Source organism: Streptococcus pseudoporcinus LQ 940-04 (genome assembly GCF_000188035.1).
Classification (GTDB): Bacteria; Bacillota; Bacilli; order Lactobacillales; family Streptococcaceae; genus Streptococcus; species Streptococcus pseudoporcinus.
Window position 1 is genome coordinate 665,487 of the sequence record NZ_AEUY02000005.1, and the last position, 22,813, is coordinate 688,299.

The window sequence follows — 22,813 nt, forward strand, 5'->3', positions numbered from 1 at the left end:
CTTGTGTATACAGTGGAAAATAAGCTCTAACGCAGTGAGGATAAGCCTAAAGCTTTGTTCACAACTTGTGGACAAGATGGCTCTAAAATGTGACGTTATCCACAGCTTATTTAATCTTATTTTTGATAGTTTCGATTTCAATACGCAGACTCTCGTCTTCGACAATCATATTTTTTATTTTATTATAAGCATGAAGAACAGTTGAGTGATCCCGACCACCAAATTCTTTACCAATTTTTGGTAAGGAGTTATCAGTCATCTCACGTGCTAGAAACATAGCTACTTGACGAGCTAAAACAATATCTTGTGTTCGTTTAGTTGCCTTTATTTCTTTTACAGTTACGCCATAGAATTTTCCAACTTGTGTTTGAATTTCTTCAATTGGTATAATTGTCATTTTTGGGGTATCTTGCTTTCGAGCACGGATGGCTTCTGCTGCGATATCAACAGTAATCCTATCAATCTGTTTGAAGTTAGCAACAAGGCTGATATCCTTTAGAGCACCTTCTAAATCTCTTACATTTGAATCAAATTGTCCTGCTAGGTACTCAATAGTATCTTGAGGAAAAGTAAAACTATATTCTTGTATTTTATTGGTTAAAATCGCAACTCGCGTTTCAAAATCAGGTGGTGTGATATTTACAGTTAGTCCCCATTTAAAGCGCGTAACAAGCCTCTGTTCTAAATCATTCAAATGATCAGGTGTTCGATCACTTGTTAAAACAATCTGTTTATTATTATTATGAAGCGCATTGAACGTGTTAAAGAATTCTTCTTGAGTACCTAATAATGTTTTCTTGGCAAGTGACTGAATATCATCAATTAAAAGTAAATCAAGATTTCGGAATTTTTCTTTAAGTTCGTCCATAGTATCAAGACGGATATGAATGACAAACTCATTAATAAAGTTTTCGGCGGTAATGTATTTAACACGCGCATTAGGGTTATCCAATAAAACAGAATTTCCAATGGCATTTAATAAATGTGTCTTGCCAAGGCCGGGCCCACCCCAAATAAATAAAGGATTATAGGTAGTTCCTGGTGTATTTGCCACTGCTATAGAAGCTGCTACAGCCCACCGATTTTCATCTCCTTGAATGAAATTTTCGAAGGAATACTTTGGATTTAAATCAGATTTCACAAGTGGTAAAGGATTAATATTTTGGGAAGAAAAGGCCTGTGAACCTTCTTGTGTTCCAGGCATCATTTCTAAATCGTCTTCAAATTGATAATCAACAGCAATTTGAGCGTTGAAAATTTCGAAGCCGGCTGTTAGAATGACATCTTTTAAATTTTTTTCCCAAAAGAGTTCTTTCATAGGATCTAGATAAATGGTTGCAACATTATTTTCAACCTTTATTAATCTAGCATCAAGTACAAAAAATTCATAGGTTGTTTGTTTTAATTGACTTTGTGCTAGTTCTAAGATCCTATTCCAAAAAATAGTTTCGTTTTCAGTCATCTTAGTGTCCTTCTATGGATAATACTAGAACTATTCTAACATAAAAAAAGTTAGTTTTCCACAGTCTCAATCCATTAATTAAGGACTTACCCACAGCTTGTGGAAAAAATGTTAACAGTGTGGGTTCTATTTTTCCACAGCTTGTGGAAAAGTTTAAAACCTAAGAGAAGACAAGTTTTTAAGACTCTTTATTAATGTGGATAAATAGGATTAAAAAAACAGAATATCAACAAGTCATTTTAGTTTGTTGATAATTCTGTTAAGTTCTTCTTCATTCTGAAAAAAGCAAGATAATTGTCCACTACCATCTTTTTTTAGTTTAATATGAATGGGCAGGCCTAATGATTTAGCAAGTTCTTCTTCGAGGGCTTTAATAAAAATATTTGTGTTTATCTGCGGCTTTTTAGCTTGTTTTTTTAATTTTACTAGCTGCTCAGTCTGACGTACGCTGAGGTCTTGGTCAATAATGCGATGAAAATAATCCTCTTGAGCTTGACTATTATCCAAAGTAACTAAACTACGTGCATGGCCAGAACTAATTTTTCCCTCTTCTAGTGCAGTCAAAATGATATCAGGTAATTGTAAAAGGCGGATACTATTAGTGATGTAGGGACGTGATTTGCCCATAAAGGTAGCTAATTGTTCATGTGTTAAATGCTTTTTAGTAAGAATATTTTGAAAAGCTTTTGCTTCTTCAATTGGATTTAAGTCTGATCGTTGAAGATTTTCCACGATTGCTTGATGCATACTTTCAGTTGTTGAAATATTTTTAATAACTGCAGGAACTTTTTCTAAACCAGCTAACTGAGATGCCTTTAAACGTCTCTCACCCGCAATTAATTCATAGCCGTAAATTTCGGATGGTCTGACGATAATAGGTTGTATGAGTCCATTTATTTTAATAGAGTTTGCTAATTCTTTTAATTCTTCATAATCAAAGTGAAGTCTAGGTTGATGTGGGTTAGCAACAATATCTTCTACTCTTATTTCTTTTAATTCTTCTGTCATAGTTATCCTTTGCATACTAAAATACCTTTACGATATTGTAAAGGTATTTTACATAACCTGTCAATACTGATTAATTTTATTCCTTTAAATCTTTTGTTGTTTTTGTCAATTTGATAGTGGTTGTTTTCTTTTCTTTACCACGATAGTAAGTAACTTTAATGTCATCATTTATCTCATGACCGTAAAGGATACTTTGTAAATCAGACTTTGTATTCACCACTTCACCATCAATTTCGGTGATAATATCATATTGCTTTAGTTTACCAACTGCAGGCATATTATCTATCACTGAAGCAACCACAATACCACCTTTAACATCTTCTGGTACTTGAAGTTGGTTCAAAGCATTCGTTGATAAATCACCAAGGTTTACCATTCTAATTCCAATGGCTGGTCGAATAACCTCACCCTTGGCTTCCAACTGGTTAATAATTTTAATAACATCATTAGATGGAATTGCAAATCCCATTCCTTCAACTGCATTGCCAGAAGCGTTAGATTGTGAGATTTTACTTGAATTAATTCCAATAACCTGACCTTCAATATTAATTAAAGCACCTCCAGAATTTCCTGGGTTAATAGCTGCATCTGTTTGAATAGCATTTGTTGAAATGGTCTGCCCTTCATCATTTTTAAGAGTTACTGTTCTGCTTAAACTTGATACTATTCCTTCTGTAACAGAGTTAGCATACTCGGTTCCTAAAGGACTACCAATAGCAATAGCCACTTCACCAACGTTTAAATTGGCAGAATTGGCAAATTTAGCAATTGTCTTAATTTTTTCTGAAGAAACTTTAACAACTGCTAGATCAGAATATGTGTCAGCTCCTACTAATTTACCAACTACCTTTGAACCATCGGCTAGTAAAATTTCAATTCTATCTGTTTTGTCAATAACATGGTTGTTCGTTACAATATAGGCTTCTTTGCCTTCTTTTTTGTAAATCACCCCTGATCCTTCACTATAAATAGAGTAACCATTGTCGTCTTTTGAAGAAGGTCTAGCTTCACCAAAAATATCATAAGTTTGATTAGCTGAATCAGATTTTCGATAATTAATGACTGAAACGACAGCATTTTGAACAACTTTAACAGCTTTTGTAGTATTAGTCGTATTTTTATAAGTCACTTTACTAACTGTTGTGGGTTTTGCAACTCCCTCTTGATTATTAGTAAAATCAGGGTGAAAGGCACTTAGTGCGAAAAAAGCAATAACACCACCAAGAATACCAACCACCAAGATACCAAATAGTTTCGAAATATTTTTTATTATTGTCACACTTTTGACCTCCACTTATTTTCACCATCGTATAAAACTCTGCTTAATTATACCTTAAATTAGAGAAAAAGAAAAGAAATCCACAGCTTGTGGAAAAGTTTTCAGAATTAGTGATAAGTCGTCGATTTATAATTAAAAACTGAAAATATTTTTGTGGATAAATCATTTTTTAAAAGGATATGATAAAATGTTCTTTATGAAAGTAAAAATAATAAGTGTGGGGAAACTCAAAGAAAAATATTTAAAAGATGGGATTATAGAATATCAAAAAAGACTGTCCCGTTTTTGTCAGTTTGAAATAATTGAACTTATTGATGAAAAAACTCCTGACAATGCTAGTCAAGCTGAGAATACAAAAATTCTAGCAAAAGAGGCTGAACGTATTCAAAAAAAGATAGATTCAAGAGACTTTATTATAGCACTTGCTATTGAAGGGAAACAATTTCCCTCAGAAAAATTCAGTCAACAAATGACTAATATTACAGTCCAAGGTTATTCTAATATTACCTTTATTATCGGTGGTAGTTTAGGACTGGATGCTTCTTTGAAAAAAAGAGCTAATATATTAATGAGCTTCGGACTACTGACCCTGCCTCATCAGTTAATGCGTTTAGTTTTAATTGAACAAATTTATCGTGCATTTATGATTCAAGAAGGGAGCCCTTATCATAAATAAGAATGTTTCACATGAAACATAAAAAAACACCATGACTATATGAGTCATGATGTTTTATTTTGATCCCAGCAGGATTCGAACCTGCGACCGTTCGCTTAGAAGGCGAATGCTCTATCCAGCTGAGCTATGAGACCTCAACTCCCTTATTTTAACAGAAGATAGGTATTTCTGTCAATGCTAATAACAGGAAAGATGGCTTCCTCAAAAAAGTTGAAAAACTTTTGAAATTTTTTAAAAAAAGTTATAGACAAAATCAAAAGTTCTGATATAATAATAAGAGTGTTAAGGAAAGTATTCCTTAAAAGCCTTAAGGTCCGTTGGTCAAGGGGTTAAGACACCGCCTTTTCACGGCGGTAACACGGGTTCGAATCCCGTACGGACTATCATAATTGCTGAGAAGCAATTTTTTTTATAACAATTTTCCGGCATAGCTCAGTTGGTAGTAGCGCATGACTGTTAATCATGATGTCGTAGGTTCGAGTCCTACTGCCGGAGTAAATAAAGTAAGTTAAAATCAGCCCTTATGTTAAAGAGCTGATTTTTTTGAATGCATTAGTTTTAAAATAAAGTGAATAGAGAATGTAACAAAAGCTATTAACGATACCACAAGACCTTCTTTAAAACCTTTAGGAATAAAAGTTAAATAAATTTTTCCTTTTCCTTTAGGGACGTCTATAGCCATAAACCCTTTTTGTGCTTTTCGAATCACAACTGACTTATTATTATGCTTAGCACTCCATCCCTGATCGTAAGGCAAAGTCAGTAGAATTGAAGATTTTGTGGTTGTTTGATAATCCAAAGTTAGTTTATTTTGATTTTGTCTCACGGTAATCTCTCGGTTTTTAATTGTAGAAAATGCCTTTTTATAGTTAGTAATATCTAAACTGTAAAAATGTGGGGAATCAAATGAAATAGATTTATTTTTTGGGAATATAATATGGATATCAGCAATTTGTTCATCCTTAAAATAGCCCAAATCAAAAAATGTAAATGTATTATCGGTTGTATAATGACTTGTTTTGCCATTAATAGTAACCAATACATTTTTTTCTTGTTGATTCTCAAAGGAGATATTTGGTAAACTTAAATACATTTGTTTATTCTCAGGAATTTTAAGACGATAGCTTACGACAGTATCTTCAGCATTAGTTTCTGCTTTTTTAGAAATGCGCTTACCTACCACGTTCTCTTTTGATATCAAGTGCGCATTTTGTTCAGTAAAATAAGTATAATTCTTACCAGAGAGTTGGTTTAATAAGCGGGTTTGGTTGTCTAATGTATTAACAGTAAAGTTAGTGTCAAAATATTTTCCACTCGTCATAATAGCAAGTGGAAGAGCATAGTTATTTTTATAGAGATTAATGTTATCAATTTGGTTAACTTTGGTAAAACCAAACTTTTTATTCTCGGATTCACTCAAATTATATTTAACTGCAAATAAGCTATCAGCAATTAAAGTATTATTTTGGTACCGTAGGTTTAGATTAGTTCCTTCTGATTTGAACCCAAGTCTATCAAGAACTTTACTTGAAAGGCGATTCCGGATAGATGAGAACTGAGAAATACCATGGTAATTGAATTTCATACTATCATTTCCTGTTTGGGGAAGAATGCGTTCAGTCCTATAAAAATCTGTGTCAACTTTATTTTGTTTCTTTACTAAATGGTTAATGGCATGTAAATCTTGATTATAGCCTTGTCGAGTAGGGAATACCCATTCATTTTCTAGTCCAGTAATAACATAATAGGTATTTAAAGTACTTTCAAGAGTTGTAAAGATAAGTGTAAAGATAACAATAATAATGATAGGAAACTTAAACTCTTCCAGACTTAATAAAATTATAGTGTAGGCAGTTAAAAAAGCGATGGTTAAGAAGAATAAGTTGGGTGATAGAAAAGAATAGTGCTCTAAAAATAGATAAGGACTAGCTAATGCTAAACTAAGAATTGTAAAGGCAAAAACAATTTTATTAATAGATAAATCTTCAATATGAGTGAGTGTTTCACATGAAAGCAAGACTAGTAAGAGGGGAATAGTCCAAGCATAGCGATGTAGAAACATATTTGGCGCGTGCATTGCTTGCCAAAATAAATCAAGGGGTTGGAAATAATAACTCAAACAGATAAAGACAATAAAAATTAAATACGCCACTTTTACCTGCCACTTAATTGACCTTATTGTAAAATAAAGAATAGTAAGTAGTAAAGGTAATAAACCAACAAAAATCATTGGGATAGCATTAAATTTTGTTGTATCATAAGTTCCTAGAATAGACTTTGAAAGTAAATCAAGAGACCAGCTATTCTCCGTTATAAGTTTTGAAATTGCTGTAAACTTTTCTCCTTGGTTTCGTAAATCAAGATAAGTGGGTAGGAGCATAAATGAAGCAGATAAGGCAGAAAGAATAGAAATAGTAACAAATCTTAAAAATGTCTTGACACCTTGTTTACAACTTTCTTGATTTAGTAATTGTATAAGTAAATATACTGTCAAGAATATGGAAACCATATAGGCAAAATAATAATTTTGGATAAATAAGATGGTGAGTGTAAAATAATAAAAACCAATTTTTTGATTGAGAAGTCGATGTAAACCAAGGATAATTAGTGGAACTAGTATAAAGACATCTAACCAAGTATTAATTTCAAGTTGGCTAGTTAAAAAGCTCATCAATGCAAACGTAGTAGAGAGCGATAAAATTAAATATGGTTTTACTTTGCTGTAAATATGGTGTAAAGAAAAGTAGGTTGATAGACCAATTAAGCCAAACTTTAGTAAAGTAAATAAGTATATTGCATCAGGCATAGATGTCAAATCAAAAAAATAAACAAATGGAGAAAAGAAGCTTCCGAGATAGTAGCTAATTAACGCATAAAAATTGAGTCCTAAACCACTTGTGAAGGTATAAAAGATACTATCTGAACCATGTAAAATATTTCTAAGAGCTTGAGCGAATATAACATATTGATGAAATCCATCACTGGCTAAAATAGTTTTGCTACTTCCCCAATAAATCCCTTTTGAAAACAGGACGGTAAACATGATCAAGGTTGGAAGGATAAAACTTGCTAGATAGATTAATAGTGTAGAAATATATTTTTTTTGAATCATAGCTTGTTCTTTCTAGTTAGTGATTAAAAAAAGAATAAGGCGTTTCCGCCTTATTGTTCTATTTCCAAAGTTCAGTAACTTTTGCTTGTACTTCTTCATTTTCAAGGAATTCATCATAGGTTTCGTCAATCCGATCAATGACACCATTTTTTGAAATAACCACGATATGATTTGCAATTGTTTGAATAAATTCGTGGTCATGACTGGCAAAAATAACAGATTCTTTAAAGTCTTTGATACCATCATTCAAACTAGAAATTGATTCTAAATCTAAGTGATTAGTAGGATCATCTAAGATTAAAACATTTGATTTTAGGAGCATCAGTTTAGACAACATAACACGTACTTTTTCCCCACCAGAGAGAACGTTAACAGATTTTTTAACCTCATCTCCAGAAAAAAGCATACGACCAAGAAAACCACGTAAGAAAGTATCATCATCTTCCCCTTTAGCAGCAAATTGTCTCAACCATTCTAGAATGGATTCTCCAGATGCAAAATCTTTTGAGTTGTCTTTTGGTAGATAAGACCGACTTGTGGTAACCCCCCACTTAATAGTTCCCTCATAAGCGATATCATCCATTAGAGCACGCATCAAAGCTGTTGTTTGAATGTCATTTTGACCAATTAGTGCAACTTTGTCACCTGGGCGGAGAATAAAATTAATATTATCAAGTATTTTTTCACCATCAATTGTGACTGATAAATTTTCAACTGTGAGAAAATCATTTCCCATCTCACGCTCTGCTTTAAAGTTGATAAATGGGTATTTACGGCTTGAAGGAACAATTTCTTCTAATTCAATCTTATCAAGCATTTTTTTACGAGAAGTCGCTTGTTTTGATTTAGAGGCATTTGCTGAGAAACGAGCAACAAATTCTTGTAATTCTTTGATTTTTTCTTCTGCTTTAGCATTCCGATCAGATTGTAAACGCGCTGCTAGTTCAGAAGACTGTTTCCAGAAATCATAGTTTCCTACATATAATTTAATTTTTCCAAAATCTAAGTCTGCCATATGGGTACAGACTTTATTTAAGAAGTGCCGGTCATGGGACACAACAATTACTGTGTTTTCAAAATCAATTAAGAAATCTTCAAGCCAGGAAATTGACTGAATGTCAAGACCATTAGTCGGCTCATCTAGTAAGAGCACATCAGGTTTACCGAATAAAGCTTTAGCTAAGAGAACTTTAACCTTATCACCATTTGCTAACTCACTCATTGTCTGATAATGCAACTCTTCAGCAATATTTAAATTTTGAAGTAATTGAGACGCCTCACTCTCTGCTTCCCAGCCGCCAAGTTCTGCAAAAACACCTTCTAATTCAGCAGCACGAACGCCATCTTCTTCTGAAAAATCTTCTTTCATGTAGATAGCATCTTTTTCTTTCATAATGTTGTAAAGTTGTTCATTTCCCATAATAACAACATCAATAGCACGTTCTTCTTCGTAGTCAAAGTGGTTCTGCCGAAGAACAGAAAGTCGTTCGTCTTGACCGAGAGAAATATGACCGGTAGATGGTTCAACATCCCCAGCTAGAATTTTTAAAAAGGTTGATTTTCCTGCACCATTTGCACCAATCAGCCCATAGGTATTCCCAGGAGTAAATTTGATATTAACATCATCAAAAAGTTTTCGATCACTAAAACGTAGTGATACATCAGAAACTGTAAGCAATTCGTCACCTCATAATTATTTGTCTAAAATCCATTGTATCTAAAAACCCCTCTTTTTTCAATTGGAAAGGGGGCTTGTTTTACATAGGAAGTAGAATATCTTCATCTTCTCTTTTATATTGTTTGGTAAGACTAAATCCACGTCCCATAACTTGTGCTGCAGGCATAACAACTAAAAATGCGGTATCATCAATTTCCAGTATTTTTTCTTGTAAGCTGGGTAGTTCATAAGTTGAGACAATAGCCATTAACATGACTTTATCAGAAGTTGTATAACCACCACGAATTGGAATTTTAGTAACCCCACGATCCATTACTTTTGTAATATAGTCTTTGATAGTGAGATACTCTTTTGAAATAATCATTATATTTTTTGAGGTATCAAAACCATTTTCCATTACAGAAATAACGTAACCAATTACTAATAAACCAATTGTTGAATACATGACATCATCAGCAGTTAATGATATAAATCCCATTAAGACACTAATACCATCGACAATTGTCATGGCGACCCCTAAAGTTAGAGGTGAATGTTTATGTAAAATTTGAGTTAGGATCCCAGTCCCACCAGTTGAGGAATTTCCCCAGAAGACCATTCCTAAGCCAATTCCAACAATAATTCCTCCAAAAATTGCCGCTAATAATTGATTATGAGTTAAAGTAGGTAAAAAACTTGTAAATCTAATAGCAATAGGGTAAATCCATGATCCGTATAGGGTTTTAACAAAGGTTTGTTTCCCTAAGAAAAAATAGCATAAAAGTAACAAAGGAATATTACTAACCATTAAAAAAAGCGATGGACTAATTCCAAGAAGTTCTTTAATAACAACTGAAATTCCGACCATACCACCTGAAGCAATATTATTATGAACAAACATTGTATTGAAACCTATTGCTGTAATAAAAGATCCTAATGTAACATATAGGATGTCCACTAACTTTCTTGTCATTAGCAGTTTTCTCCTCAGATTTATTAATAAAAAGACTAGAGAATCATTATCTCTTAAAAGTCCCTTATGAGTCAAGCATATTTTTGAAAAAATATAGGGAAGTTGACAAACATTATAAAATTTCATAAAATGGTTGTGAATTAGAGGAGTAGCTTTTATCGTGTTTTTAGAGAGCTAGTGGTCGCTGTGAACTAGTAACACAATTAGTGAAATGGACTAATGGACATTTTTGTAAGGAAACAATAACTTTCAGGTCTAGCACTCCTTATCGTGCTACTTCTTAATTTGAGAAGATAGAGATGGTATTTTTAGAATATCAACTGAGGTGGTACCGCGACTAATAACGCCCTCACGCAAGTTTTTGTGTGAGGATTTTTATATGTAAAAAGGAGAAAAATGGAAAAACCAATTATATTAACTGGAGATCGACCAACCGGTAAATTACACCTAGGTCATTATGTAGGCAGTTTAAAAAATCGAGTTGTTTTACAGAATGAAGGTAAGTATCAAATGTTTGTCTTCCTTGCGGATCAACAAGCTTTAACTGACCACGCTAAAGAATCAGAATTAATCAGAAATTCAATTGGGAATGTCGCGTTAGATTATCTATCTGTTGGTCTAGATCCAGCAAAATCAACTATTTTTATTCAAAGTCAAATTCCCGAATTAGCAGAATTAACTATGTATTACATGAATCTTGTTTCCTTAGCAAGACTGGAGCGTAATCCAACAGTGAAGACAGAGATTACCCAAAAAGGGTTTGGAGAAAGCATACCTAGTGGCTTTTTAGTGTATCCAATTTCTCAAGCTGCTGATATTACAGCATTTAAAGCAAACATAGTTCCAGTCGGTAACGACCAAAAACCTATGATTGAGCAAACGAGAGAGATTGTCAGAAGTTTTAATTTTACTTATAAAACTGATTGTCTTGTTGAACCTGAAGGACTATATCCTGAAAATGAAGGTGCAGGTCGCCTACCTGGTTTAGATGGTAATGCAAAGATGTCTAAATCGCTAGGAAATGGTATCTACCTATCCGATGATGCAGATACGGTAAAGAAAAAAGTTATGAGTATGTATACCGATCCAAATCATATAAAGGTAACAGACCCTGGTCAGATTAAGGGCAATATGGTATTCCACTATCTTGATATTTTTGGTAGAGAAGAAGACCAAGCTGAGATTCAGGCGATGAAAGAACATTATCAAAAAGGAGGTTTAGGTGATGTAAAAACTAAGCGCTTCTTATTAGATATTCTTGATCGCGAACTGACCCCCATACGTGAGAAAAGATTAGAATATGCACGAGATATGGGCGAAGTTTTTAGAATGTTAGAAAAAGGTAGTCAAAAGGCCCAAAAAGTTGCTGCGCAAACCTTATCAGAAGTGAAATCGGCAATGGGTATAAATTATTTTTAATTAAAGGAAAAGTCAATTCTAAGGGGTTGGCTTTTTGATTATAATGGTCGCTTACTTCTGAAAAAAGAATAGAGAAATCGTGAAAGATAAGAACGAATAAATATAAAAATTGTAGTCTATTTATTGACAAATTCATCTAGCATGATATGATAGTAACAATAAAAATGACTGGGCTAAAAACCACGAAAAACAAAGAAAAGAGGATGATTTTAATGTCGAATTGGGACACCAAATTTTTTAAAAAGGGCTTCACTTTTGATGATGTATTACTTATTCCAGCTGAAAGCCATATTTTGCCAAATGAAGTTAATATGCAAACAAAATTAGCCAAAAATTTAACATTAAATATTCCTATTATTAGCGCTGCTATGGACACTGTTACTGATAGTAGAATGGCTATTGCTATTGCGCGTGCAGGTGGATTAGGCGTTATCCATAAAAACATGTCAATCATTGAACAGGCAGAAGAAGTTCGTAAGGTGAAACGTTCTGAAAACGGTGTTATCATTGATCCATTTTTCCTAACTCCAAATCATAAAGTTGCCCAAGCTGAGGAGCTTATGCAACGCTACAGGATTAGCGGGGTTCCTATCGTTGAAACAATGGAGAATCGTAGATTAGTTGGTATTATTACAAATCGTGATATGCGTTTTATTAGTGATTATGATTCACCAATTTCTGAGCATATGACAAGTGAAAAATTAGTAACTGCAGAAGTTGGAACAGACTTAACAACTGCAGAACAAATTTTACATCAGCATCGTATTGAAAAATTACCCTTGATAGATGATAGTGGTCGTTTATCTGGTCTTATTACGATTAAAGATATTGAAAAAGTGATTGAGTTCCCTAATGCCGCGAAAGATACTTTTGGTCGCTTACTTGTTGCGGCTGCAGTCGGTGTTACTTCAGATACCTTTGATCGTGCAGAAGCTTTATTTGAAGCAGGTGCTGATGCAATTGTGATTGACACCGCTCATGGACATTCAGCAGGGGTTCTGCGTAAAATTGCGGAGATTCGTGCTCATTTTCCTGATAAGACTCTTATTGCCGGAAATATTGCAACTGCTGAAGGAGCACGCGCCTTATATGATGCAGGTGTAGATGTGGTGAAAGTTGGTATTGGTCCGGGTTCAATTTGTACTACGCGTGTTGTTGCGGGCGTGGGAGTACCTCAGGTTACAGCAATTTATGATGCGGCATCTGTTGCTCAGGAATATGGGAAAACAATTATTGCTGATGGCGGTATTAAATATTCTGGTGATATCGTGAAAGCTTTAGCTGCTGGAGGTAATGCAGTCATGTTAGGTTCTATGTTTGCAGGGACTGATGAAGCCCCGGGTGAAACAGAGATATTCCAAGGGCGCAAGTTTAAAACTTATCGTGGAATGGGATCTATTGCAGCAATGAAAAAAGGGTCTAGTGATCGTTATTTCCAAGGTTCTGTTAATGAAGCTAATAAGTTGGTACCGGAAGGAATTGAAGGTCGTGTAGCCTACAAGGGTGCTGTTTCAGATATAGTCTTTCAAATGTTAGGTGGTATTCGTTCTGGTATGGGTTACGTAGGTGCGGCAACTATTAATGGTTTACATAATAAAGCACAATTTATTGAAATGTCTGGTGCAGGACTTATTGAGAGTCATCCTCATGATGTTCATATTACAAATGAAGCACCAAATTACTCTGTGCACTGATTTATAAACTAAGCTAAGTGTATTTCTTAGCTTTTTTGGTCTTGTTTCTTATTACATTTTAAGATATAATATTTCTCTAGGTTATTTTAATCTAAATGTTGTCAATTTGGTTGTCTTACTTGTAAAAGTAGTGTCAACCTTTTGTAAAGGAGTAGTATAGTGGAAGGTATACTTTTTGCACTAGTACCAATGGTTGCATGGGGAAGTATTGGGTTTGTTAGTAATAAAATTGGTGGTAAACCTAGTCAACAAACCTTTGGTATGACATTGGGTGCTGTTTTATTTGCTATTATGGTTTGGATAGTAAAAAGGCCTGAAATGACAAGTCAGTTATGGATTTTTGGCTTTTTAGGTGGCTTTCTGTGGTCCATTGGACAGACAGGGCAGTTTCATGCAATGAAATATATGGGAGTTTCTGTAGCAAATCCCTTATCAAGTGGTTCTCAATTAGTTTTAGGAAGCTTAATTGGGGTGTTTCTGTTTGGTGAATGGACACAAGTTTACCAATATATTTTAGGAAGCTGTGCCTTAGTTCTATTAATTATCGGATTTTATTTTTCAAGTAAAAAGGATAAAAACACTCAAAAAGCAGAATTACATCATTATGGGAAAGGTTTTAAATCTTTAACTTATTCAACGATTGGCTACGTTTCCTATGTTGTCCTTTTCAATAATATTATGAAATTTGACCTCATTTCTGTTCTTCTACCAATGGCTATTGGAATGGTATTTGGTGCGAGTTTGTTCATGTCATTTAAGCTAAGTTTTGATACTTATGTCTTAAAAAATAGTTTAGTTGGAATTATGTGGGGAATTGGGAACGTCTTCATGCTTCTTGCTGCATCTAAGGCAGGACTAGCAATTGCCTTTAGTTTCTCACAATTAGGAGCTATTATTTCCATTATTGGGGGTATTATTTTTCTGGGTGAGAAAAAATCAAAACAGGAAATGCGCTGGGTTATATTAGGAATTATTTGCTTTATTGCTGGGGCAATATTATTAGGAATTGTTAAAGCTTAATTAGCATAAAAATCGAGGCCACTAGGATCTCGATTTTTTTAATATTGATATTACTTATATTATTGAAAACTAATAGTTCCTTGACTAACATAAAATGTTTTGATATCGGGTGGTAAGCTTGAAAGATGTTCGAGACTTGTCGTAGTGATAAACGTTTGAACATGCTCCTGAATGATAGTTTCAAGTAATTTTGTTTGCCTTAGATTATCAAGTTCACTCATAACATCATCTAATAGCAAAATAGGATTTTCTCCAGTTAGCTCTTTCATTAAGCTCACTTCAGCCATTTTTAAAGATAATATCAAACTACGATGTTGCCCCTGACTGGCAAAATTTGCATTCATGTCATTAATATAAAACAAAATATCATCACGATGCGGGCCAACACTTGTATTTTTTTTAAACATATCTTTTTGTCTATTATTCTGTAAAGCTTCTATAAATCTTTCTTTAATAGACTCTTTTGGCTCTAATACAATGGAAGATTGATAGCTTAATGTTAAATCTTCTAATCCATCTGATATGGCAAAATGATGTCTATGAGCTTCTTCTTCTAATGCTTCAATAAATTGCATACGTTGATGAATGACTCGTGTGCCATAATCAGCTAATTGTTCATCTAAGACATCTAAGAAATCGCTATTGATAGAACTAGCTGTTTTGAGATAAGTATTTCTTTGTTTTAAAACATAGTTGTATTGAGATAAATCTGATAAATAGACAGGTTTTATTTGTCCGAGGTCAATATCAATGAATTTTCGTCTTAGACTGGGTGCTCCCTTGATAAGTTGTAAATCTTCTGGAGCGAATAAAACAACCTTCATATTACCAATGTAATCAGATAATTTTGCTTGTTTTAAGGAATTAATTTTGGTGATGCGTCCTTTTTTTGTTAAAGCAATTTCTAAACTGATGATACCACTTGTTCTCTCTATTTTTCCAGAGACCTTTAAATCATCCTTTAAGAAATGGATTAGTTCCTTATCAATCCGTGTTCTATGACTTCTAGTGAGGGCAATGAAATAAATTGCTTCTAAAAAATTTGTTTTTCCTTGAGCATTATTTCCGATAAAAACGTTCAGTCCTGGAACAAATTTTGTTTGTATTTGCTCATAATTACGATAATTTGTTAAAGTTAATTCTTTCAGCCACATATTACATACCAGGGAATCGAATAGGTTTTTGCTTGTCTTTTAGAGGCTTTTTCCCCTGTTTTTTCTGTTTTAATGAAGTAGATTGTTTCTTATTGACTTTATTTATTTCTTTAACTCGCTTCGCGAGTTGTTCTTTTTCAAAAAGTTCTTCTTGGAAGGCTTCTTTTTCAAGAGATGTCGGTTCAATTAAATGAATAGTGACTTGATGACTTGGAATTTCAATATGATCGCCGACTCGTAGTTTTTTTCCCCGTCGTTTTTCATCTTGACCATTAAATAAAACAGTAGTTTCAGCAAGAAAAGACTTGATAGCTCCTCCACTTTGTATGATGCCTACTTCTTTTAGCAGGGCTTGTAAAGTAATAAATTCTGTAAAAAGTTTATAATCCATTGTTATTCTCCAATTGCTAATTCAAGTCATTATAGCATAAATTAGCAGTAATTAATATTATACCAATTAATCGAAGTATTTTGGTCAATATTATGACATAAAAGAGATATTATATGTTATAATATTTTCAGTATTTTTAAGAATAGTGCCCTAAGAAATAAGAGAATAAAATTTTATTTCTTAGGGCTTTTATGATTGATTTATATCAATATCGTTTTCTATTGCTACAAGATAATAAAAAATAAGTTTCTCTTAAATCAATTGGTTTAAAAATGGTATAATTTAAGGAACTAGTCAAATGAGTAAGGAAGAACTATGAAAATCGTTGAAGGTGTCCAATTACATCTTATAAAAACAGAGAAATTTAAAACTAATCACATTACTTTAAGATTTTCTGGTGACTTTAATCAGAAATTAGTCGCAAAGAGAGTCTTAGTTGCCCAAATGTTGGCAACAGCTAATGATGACTATCCCACTGCTAAGCTTTTTAGAGAAAGATTAGCTGAGTTGTATGGTGCAAGTTTATCAACAGAGGTGTCTGTTAAAGGTAAAGTGCACATTGTTGATATTGACATCACATTTATTCAGGACAAGTATAGTTTTCAAGGGGAAAAGCTATTGGAAGAAATTATTCTTTTACTTAAAGGAATTCTTTTTTCGCCTTTACTTTCAATTGCTCAATATCAACCAAAAGTTTTTGAAGTTGAAAAGTCTAACTTAATGAATTACCTTGAGTCTGATAAAGAAGATTCTTTTTATTATAGCTCTTTACAATTAAAAAAGCTCTTCTATCATAATCAAGATTTACAAATCTCAAAATATGGATCTGTGGAATTGGTTGACAGAGAAACAGCATACACCAGCTATCAAGAATTTCATAAAATGTTGTTGGAAGACCAGATTGATATTTATATTTTAGGTGAATTTGATGATTACAAAGTGGTTCAACTTTTCCATCAATTTCCATTTGAAGGTCGTCAAAAGAAACTATCATATTATTATCATCAGGAATATGACAATGTTGTTTCAGAAAAAATTGAAAATAAATTGTTAAATCAATCTATTTTAGAGTTAGCTTATTATTTCCCAGTTGAAGCGTTTAAAGAAGATTATTATGCTTTATTAGTTTTAAATGGTTTACTAGGATCTTACGCTCATTCTTTATTATTTACCAAAGTAAGAGAAAAGGAAGGTATTGCTTACAGTATTGGTAGTAACTTAGACAGGTATACAGGCCTTTTAGAAATTTTTGCGGGTATTAATAAAGAAGATAAAGCGCGAGCTTTGCAACTAATTGTCAAAGAAATGAATGATATCAAAATGGGAAGATTTTCTAGTCACTTAGTTGAAAAAACTAAGATAATGCTACAGACAAATGGAAAGCAATCAGAAGATTATTGTAAAGCTTTAGTTGACAGTTCATATATAAAGTCTTATGTGACACCTGAGTTTACATTGGAAAATTGGTTGAGCGGAATAAGAGCTGTAAAGAAAATGGATATTATCAAAGCAGCTAACAAACTAAAATTACAATCAGTATACTTTTTGGAGGGTAATAAGTGACACAGTTAAATAAAATAACCTATTCCAGAGTAAGTGAAAGTGTTTACCAAGTAGAATTCAAAAATGGATTTCAAGTCTTTTTTATCCCAAAACCCATGTTTACGGAAAAAACGGCAATGTTGACAGTTCATTATGGCTCTCTTGACAATGCCTTTACAGTAAGAAACAGAGATTATACTTACCCTGAAGGACTAGCCCATTTTTTAGAACATAAAGTTTTTGAGGATGAAAGAGGACAAGATGTCTCACAACGCTTTACACAATTTGGGACAGAAGTAAATGCCTTTACAACCTTTGATAAAACCTCTTACTTTATTTCTGCTAGCAATCACTTTATGGAGTCATTAACCTTGCTTCAAGAATTTGTTATGTCTGCACATTTTACAGAAGCATCGGTCGAAAGAGAGAAAAAGATTATTGCTCAAGAGATTGATATGTATATGGACGATCCTGATTATCAGTCTTATATTGGCATTCTACAGAATCTTTTTCCAGATACCTATCTATCAAGAGATATTGCTGGAAGTCGACAATCAATTGAAGCTATCACGGTTACTGATTTAGAAAAAAATTATAAACACTTTTATCACCCATCAAATATGACACTTATCGTGGTAGGGGACATTAACGTTGAAGAAACCTTTAAGTCAATTGAAAATTGTCAAGATCGTTTAAAGAGACGAAAACCTGCTAAGCCGACTATTTCCCCTTTACCCTATCATTCAGTAGTAAAGACAGGTTCTATCAGTATGGACGTTTCAACTCCTAAATTAGCAGTTGGCTTTAGAGGAAAAAAACTTCCTAAAGGTATTTCATTATTGGAATATAAAGTTGGCTTGCGTTTACTTTTATCTCTGTTATTTGGATGGACATCAAAAACTTACCAGACTTGGTACGATGATGGGAAAATAGATGACTCGTTTGATATCGAAATCGAAATACAAGCAGATTTCTCCTTTATTTTGATAACCTTGGATACCAATGAACCTATTGCGATGTCTAGTAATATTAGAAGAAAAATCAAAGACTTTATGAAATCAAAGGATATTAACCAAGATCATCTAACACTTTTAAAGAAAGAAATGTTTGGTGATTTTGTGCAAAGCTTAGATTTTATGGATCAATTTGTAAGTCAATTTAACCTTTATTTATCTGCTCAGGATTCTTATATGGATATTCCTCAAATCATCGAAAAAATTAATTTTGAAGAGATATTACTTATTGGTCACGATTTTTTTGAGTCTGCGGAAATCTCCGATTTTACTGTCTTTCCTAAATAGCATATATTTTGATATAATGGAAGTAATATTTTAGTATTGAGGTACCTGTATGAGAAATCAAACTTTAGGCGAGTTCCTGAGAGAATCGCGAGTTAATAGAAAAGTTACTTTGGATGAGATTGAAGATAAAACTGGGATATCTTCTCATTACTTATTAGCTATGGAACTGGATCAGTTTAAAATTATTCCAGAAGATAAAATTGACTCCTTCTTTAGTCAATATGCTAAGATGGTCTCGTTGGACTTTGGAATGATAAAGAAAATGTATCTGGACCAAATAGCAAATACTCAGTATAATGAAGAACCTAGTATTACTCAGCGGGTTGAAGAAAAATTAAGTCAAAGACAAGAGCCATTCGTTTTTCCTCTAAAAACTGAAGCAAGAGTGTCTGAACCAGATGTTTTAGCTAGTAAAGAATTGGATTTTAAGGAAAAGGAACCAGATGTTGAGGCGAATGCTTTAGTTGATAATACGAAAGAAAAAAAACGTGATAGTTTATTGGCAGATAATCATAGAGATAGAGATACTTCACGTTTAAGCCGTTATCAAGATGATCATAAAAAATCCAAATCTATTTTTTCGATAATCTTGTTGACTGTTATTGCTTTAGCTGTGTTTGCTTTTGTTTTCTTTGCTGTCTGGCAGCAATTTTCAAAAGAAAACAATCTTACTCTTGATAAGGCAAAGAGTATTTTATTTAAAAAAAATGAAAACAAGACTTCAAGTTCTAAGACTCCTGAGGTATCAAGTCAACCAAGTAGTAGTGAAAAGAAAACTGTTATTAAGACAGAAGGGCAAGATAATTATTTAGTAGCTGATATTCAGAAAGCAAAAGATACTGTTGAAGTTTCGGTCTCATTAGCCGGCGCTGAAAGTGCTTGGATTGCATTATCACATTCAGATATTGGTGAAGCTGGCACAACACTTACTCAAGAATCACCCACTTACACAACTACCTTACCTGCTGATACTAAGGAGTCGCTCTTAATGCTTGGTGTTAGAGAAGGGGTCTCAGTCACTGTTGATGGGCAAAAGTTAGACCTAACTCCTATGACAAGTAATGATATTAGTTATATCACGCTAAAAATTCAATAATTTTAAGGAAAAATAATGATAAAAAAAGAAAATATTCCTAATTTACTAACTGCAATTAGAATTGTGATGATTCCTCTTTTCTTAATCGTCACAACTCTTTCACAATCTCTTACTTGGCATATTGTCGCAGCAGTTATTTTTGCAATTGCTAGTTTTACTGATTACCTTGATGGCTATCTTGCAAGGAAATGGCATGTCGTAACGAATTTTGGTAAATTTGCTGACCCACTTGCTGATAAAATGCTTGTCATGAGTGCCTTCATTATGTTGGTTGGGGCAGGCTTAGCACCAGCGTGGATTTCGGCTATTATCATTTGTCGAGAGTTGGCTGTAACAGGCTTGCGTCTTCTGTTAGTTGAATCAGGTGGTGAAGTTTTAGCCGCAGCAATGCCAGGAAAAATCAAAACGGTTTCGCAAATGCTTTCAATTATTTTCTTATTTTGTCATTTGTCAGTTGTGGGAACAATTCTCCTCTATATTGCTTTGTTTTTCACAATTTATTCAGGTTATGATTACTTTAAGGGAGCCGGTTTTCTTTTTAAGGATACCATTAAGTAACGATGTCGAACATAATTGAAGTTAAAAATATTAAATTTAAATACCAAGAAAACCAGGAAAATTATACTTTAAATAATGTGTCGTTTCACGTGAAACGAGGAGAATGGTTATCAATTATTGGGCACAATGGTTCTGGAAAATCTACATCTGTTAGGTTGTTAAATGGGCTACTTGTAGCTGAGTCAGGTTCTATTCGAGTGGACGGTGACGATTTGACAGAATCTAATGTTTGGGAAATCAGAGAAAAAATAGGGATGGTTTTTCAAAATCCAGATAACCAATTCGTTGGAGCTACTGTAGAAGATGACGTTGCCTTTGGATTAGAAAATAAAGGTGTTCCGCATGAGGAGATGGTTGAACGAGTTGACCAAGCATTAAAACTTGTGGGAATGTCAGAATTTAAGACACGAGAACCTGCACGACTATCTGGAGGTCAAAAACAGCGGGTTGCAATTGCTGGTGCAATTGCGATGAGACCTATGATTATTGTTTTGGATGAATCTACTAGTATGTTAGATCCTAAAGGTCGTATGGAATTAATCAAGACTATACAATCAATCAGAAAAGATTATCAATTAACAGTTATTTCAATTACTCATGATTTGGATGAAGTTGCGCTAAGTGATCGTGTATTAGTAATGAAAAATGGACAAGTCGAGTCTAGTTCAACTCCAAAAGAACTCTTTTCTCGGGGGGAAGAATTATTAGATTTAGGTCTAGATATTCCGTTTACAAGTACCCTAGCAAAGGCTTTAATAGACGATGGATATGATCTAGACAAAGATTATCTAACAGAGAAGGAATTAGAAAATCAGTTATGGCAATTAATTTCCAAAATGTGAGTTTTACTTATCAGGCAGGGACACCCTTTGAAGGGCGTGCCCTTTTTGACATTAACCTTGAAATTGAGGATGCTTCCTATACTGCTTTCATTGGGCACACGGGTTCTGGAAAATCAACTATAATGCAATTATTAAATGGCCTGTTAACACCTACTTCTGGAATTGTGAATGTTGGTGGAAAAGCGATTACGAGTCAATCAAAAAATAAGGATATTAAACTTATTCGTAAAGAAGTTGGACTTGTTTTTCAGTTTCCTGAAAGTCAACTTTTTGAAGAAACTGTATTAAAAGATGTTGCTTTCGGCCCCCAAAATTTTGGTGTCACAAAAGAAGATGCTGAAAAGTTAGCGCGTGAAAAGCTAGCTTTGGTTGGTATTTCAGAGACCCTATTTGAAAAGAATCCTTTTGAACTCTCTGGCGGTCAAATGCGCCGCGTAGCTATTGCAGGAATTCTAGCGATGGAGCCAAGTATCTTAGTTTTAGATGAACCAACAGCAGGTCTTGATCCTAAAGGCCGTAGAGAATTGATGACCCTATTTAAAAAATTACACAAGTCAGGGATGACAATTGTTTTGGTGACTCATTTGATGGATGATGTTGCCAACTATGCAGATAAGGTATATGTTCTTGAAAAAGGAAAGGTTATTTTATCTGGAAAACCAAATGATATTTTTCAAAGAGTAGAATTATTAGAAGAAAAGCAACTAGGTGTTCCAAAAATTACTAGGTTTGCTTATCATTTAGAAAAAAAGGGTTTCCAATTTTCAAGACTACCAATTACTTTAGAAGAATTAAGGGAGATGCTGAAACATGGATAAACTTATTTTGGGTCGTTACATACCAGGTGACTCTGTAATACATCGCCTTGATCCAAGAAGTAAATTAATTGCAATGATGATTTATATTGTTATTATTTTTTGGGCAAATAACCTGGTAACAAATGCAATTATGTTTGGATTGACCATGTTAGTTGTTATTCTCTCTCAAGTGAAGATTTCATTTTTTTTGAATGGTTTAAAACCCATGATTGGTATTATTTTATTTACTACCATGTTTCAAGTATTCTTTACAAAAGGTGGTCAAGTATTAGTAGATTTTTGGATTATTAAAATAACAAGTCATGGCTTAAGCCAAGCTTTGCTAATCTTTATGAGATTTATCTTGATTATCTTTTTTTCAACTCTACTGACATTAACAACCACTCCATTAAGCTTATCTGATGCAGTAGAGTCCTTACTTAAGCCATTTAGATTAGTGAAAGTTCCCGCACATGAAATTGGTTTAATGCTCTCCTTAAGTCTAAGATTTGTACCAACTTTGATGGATGATACCATCTTAATTATGAACGCTCAAAAAGCAAGAGGGGTTGATTTTGGTGAAGGAACTCTGGTCCAAAAAGTAAAATCAATCATCCCTATATTAATCCCACTTTTTGCTTCAAGCTTCAAACGTGCAGATGCTTTAGCTATTGCGATGGAATCAAGAGGATACAAAGGTGGTAATAATAGGAGTAAGTTTAGATTATTAGAATGGAAATTGGGTGATACTTGTGTGGTAATTGGAATGCTTATTCTAGGTTTAGTTTTATATTACCTAAAAAGCCCTATTTAATTCTACATCTAGTAGTCG

General features: G+C 33.5%; 19 protein-coding genes, 3 tRNA genes and 1 other annotated feature. Of the genes, 13 read left to right on the forward strand and 9 right to left on the reverse strand.

What is annotated here, in order from left to right; genetic code table 11:
• Nucleotides 1-106 precede the first annotated feature (106 nt).
• The 3 genes from dnaA to STRPS_RS04640 form a co-directional block, all read right to left on the reverse strand.
• Nucleotides 107-1,462: a chromosomal replication initiator protein DnaA gene (dnaA, locus tag STRPS_RS04630; RefSeq protein WP_007891643.1), complete on the reverse strand. Its 1,356-nt coding sequence runs from the start codon at nucleotides 1,460-1,462 to the stop codon at nucleotides 107-109.
• 234 nt (nucleotides 1,463-1,696) lie between these two features.
• Nucleotides 1,697-2,470 (reverse strand): ParB/RepB/Spo0J family partition protein, encoded by a 774-nt coding sequence (locus tag STRPS_RS04635; RefSeq protein WP_007891568.1) that lies wholly within the window; start codon nucleotides 2,468-2,470, stop codon nucleotides 1,697-1,699.
• A 76-nt stretch (nucleotides 2,471-2,546) separates the two neighbouring features.
• Nucleotides 2,547-3,749, reverse strand: a complete 1,203-nt coding sequence (locus tag STRPS_RS04640; RefSeq protein WP_007891607.1) for a S1C family serine protease — start codon at nucleotides 3,747-3,749, stop codon at nucleotides 2,547-2,549.
• Between the two features lie 196 nt (nucleotides 3,750-3,945).
• On the opposite strand from STRPS_RS04640, the gene rlmH reads away from it, so the two are divergent.
• On the forward strand, nucleotides 3,946-4,425 hold the full coding sequence (gene rlmH, locus STRPS_RS04645; RefSeq protein WP_037598993.1) for a 23S rRNA (pseudouridine(1915)-N(3))-methyltransferase RlmH: 480 nt from the start codon (nucleotides 3,946-3,948) through the stop codon (nucleotides 4,423-4,425).
• A 60-nt stretch (nucleotides 4,426-4,485) separates the two neighbouring features.
• Here rlmH and STRPS_RS04650 read toward each other — a convergent pair.
• Nucleotides 4,486-4,559, reverse strand: a tRNA-Arg gene (locus tag STRPS_RS04650).
• A 177-nt stretch (nucleotides 4,560-4,736) separates the two neighbouring features.
• On the opposite strand from STRPS_RS04650, the gene STRPS_RS04655 reads away from it, so the two are divergent.
• Nucleotides 4,737-4,808 (forward strand) — tRNA-Glu (locus STRPS_RS04655).
• A gap of 38 nt (nucleotides 4,809-4,846) precedes the next feature.
• Nucleotides 4,847-4,920, forward strand: a tRNA-Asn gene (locus STRPS_RS04660).
• A 31-nt stretch (nucleotides 4,921-4,951) separates the two neighbouring features.
• Here the strand turns inward: STRPS_RS04660 and STRPS_RS04665 are convergent.
• The 3 genes from STRPS_RS04665 to STRPS_RS04675 all read right to left on the reverse strand — a co-directional run bounded on the left by STRPS_RS04665 (nucleotide 4,952) and on the right by STRPS_RS04675 (nucleotide 10,167).
• On the reverse strand, nucleotides 4,952-7,537 hold the full coding sequence (locus tag STRPS_RS04665) for a YfhO family protein (protein WP_007896235.1): 2,586 nt from the start codon (nucleotides 7,535-7,537) through the stop codon (nucleotides 4,952-4,954).
• Nucleotides 7,538-7,595: 58 nt separating this feature from the next.
• Entirely contained in the window at nucleotides 7,596-9,215 is a 1,620-nt protein-coding gene (locus tag STRPS_RS04670) for an ATP-binding cassette domain-containing protein (RefSeq protein WP_007891610.1), read from the reverse strand.
• Nucleotides 9,216-9,294: 79 nt separating this feature from the next.
• On the reverse strand, nucleotides 9,295-10,167 hold the full coding sequence (locus STRPS_RS04675; protein ID WP_007891550.1) for a YitT family protein: 873 nt from the start codon (nucleotides 10,165-10,167) through the stop codon (nucleotides 9,295-9,297).
• 126 nt (nucleotides 10,168-10,293) lie between these two features.
• Nucleotides 10,294-10,521: a binding site (T-box leader), on the forward strand.
• A 42-nt stretch (nucleotides 10,522-10,563) separates the two neighbouring features.
• Between STRPS_RS04675 and trpS the strand changes: the two genes are divergently transcribed.
• The 3 genes from trpS to STRPS_RS04690 all read left to right on the forward strand — a co-directional run bounded on the left by trpS (nucleotide 10,564) and on the right by STRPS_RS04690 (nucleotide 14,300).
• Nucleotides 10,564-11,586, forward strand: coding sequence for a tryptophan--tRNA ligase (gene trpS / locus STRPS_RS04680; RefSeq protein WP_007891604.1), 1,023 nt, complete (start codon nucleotides 10,564-10,566; stop codon nucleotides 11,584-11,586).
• A 212-nt stretch (nucleotides 11,587-11,798) separates the two neighbouring features.
• Nucleotides 11,799-13,280: an IMP dehydrogenase gene (guaB, locus tag STRPS_RS04685; protein ID WP_007891644.1), complete on the forward strand. Its 1,482-nt coding sequence runs from the start codon at nucleotides 11,799-11,801 to the stop codon at nucleotides 13,278-13,280.
• Between the two features lie 159 nt (nucleotides 13,281-13,439).
• Complete coding sequence (locus tag STRPS_RS04690) at nucleotides 13,440-14,300, forward strand: GRP family sugar transporter (protein ID WP_007891577.1); 861 nt, start codon at nucleotides 13,440-13,442, stop codon at nucleotides 14,298-14,300.
• Nucleotides 14,301-14,359: 59 nt separating this feature from the next.
• Here the strand turns inward: STRPS_RS04690 and recF are convergent, their stop codons facing one another.
• A complete protein-coding gene (recF, locus tag STRPS_RS04695; protein WP_007891594.1) occupies nucleotides 14,360-15,454 on the reverse strand; it encodes a DNA replication/repair protein RecF in 1,095 nt (364 codons plus the stop codon).
• A gap of 1 nt (nucleotide 15,455) precedes the next feature.
• Nucleotides 15,456-15,845 (reverse strand): S4 domain-containing protein YaaA, encoded by a 390-nt coding sequence (gene yaaA, locus STRPS_RS04700; RefSeq protein WP_007896414.1) that lies wholly within the window; start codon nucleotides 15,843-15,845, stop codon nucleotides 15,456-15,458.
• Between the two features lie 315 nt (nucleotides 15,846-16,160).
• Between yaaA and yfmF the strand changes: the two genes are divergently transcribed.
• The 7 genes from yfmF to STRPS_RS04735 are packed head-to-tail and all read left to right on the forward strand — an operon-like array spanning nucleotide 16,161 to nucleotide 22,795.
• A complete protein-coding gene (gene yfmF / locus STRPS_RS04705; RefSeq protein ID WP_007891573.1) occupies nucleotides 16,161-17,408 on the forward strand; it encodes an EF-P 5-aminopentanol modification-associated protein YfmF in 1,248 nt (415 codons plus the stop codon).
• Nucleotides 17,405-18,688, forward strand: a complete 1,284-nt coding sequence (gene yfmH, locus STRPS_RS04710) for an EF-P 5-aminopentanol modification-associated protein YfmH (protein ID WP_007891583.1) — start codon at nucleotides 17,405-17,407, stop codon at nucleotides 18,686-18,688. Before yfmF ends, yfmH begins: the two co-directional genes overlap by 4 nt.
• Nucleotides 18,689-18,737: 49 nt before the next feature.
• Nucleotides 18,738-19,784 (forward strand): helix-turn-helix domain-containing protein, encoded by a 1,047-nt coding sequence (locus tag STRPS_RS04715; RefSeq protein ID WP_037598916.1) that lies wholly within the window; start codon nucleotides 18,738-18,740, stop codon nucleotides 19,782-19,784.
• A gap of 15 nt (nucleotides 19,785-19,799) precedes the next feature.
• Complete coding sequence (pgsA, locus tag STRPS_RS04720; RefSeq protein WP_007891606.1) at nucleotides 19,800-20,342, forward strand: CDP-diacylglycerol--glycerol-3-phosphate 3-phosphatidyltransferase; 543 nt, start codon at nucleotides 19,800-19,802, stop codon at nucleotides 20,340-20,342.
• A gap of 2 nt (nucleotides 20,343-20,344) precedes the next feature.
• The gene (locus STRPS_RS04725; RefSeq protein ID WP_007891575.1) at nucleotides 20,345-21,184 is read left to right on the forward strand and encodes an energy-coupling factor ABC transporter ATP-binding protein; all 840 of its coding nucleotides are present in this window, start codon (nucleotides 20,345-20,347) and stop codon (nucleotides 21,182-21,184) included.
• On the forward strand, nucleotides 21,160-22,002 hold the full coding sequence (locus STRPS_RS04730; RefSeq protein WP_007891631.1) for an energy-coupling factor ABC transporter ATP-binding protein: 843 nt from the start codon (nucleotides 21,160-21,162) through the stop codon (nucleotides 22,000-22,002). The genes STRPS_RS04725 and STRPS_RS04730 overlap by 25 nt, the downstream gene beginning before the upstream one ends.
• On the forward strand, nucleotides 21,995-22,795 hold the full coding sequence (locus STRPS_RS04735) for an energy-coupling factor transporter transmembrane component T family protein (protein ID WP_007891616.1): 801 nt from the start codon (nucleotides 21,995-21,997) through the stop codon (nucleotides 22,793-22,795). Before STRPS_RS04730 ends, STRPS_RS04735 begins: the two co-directional genes overlap by 8 nt.
• The last annotated feature ends 18 nt before the right edge of the window (nucleotides 22,796-22,813 follow it).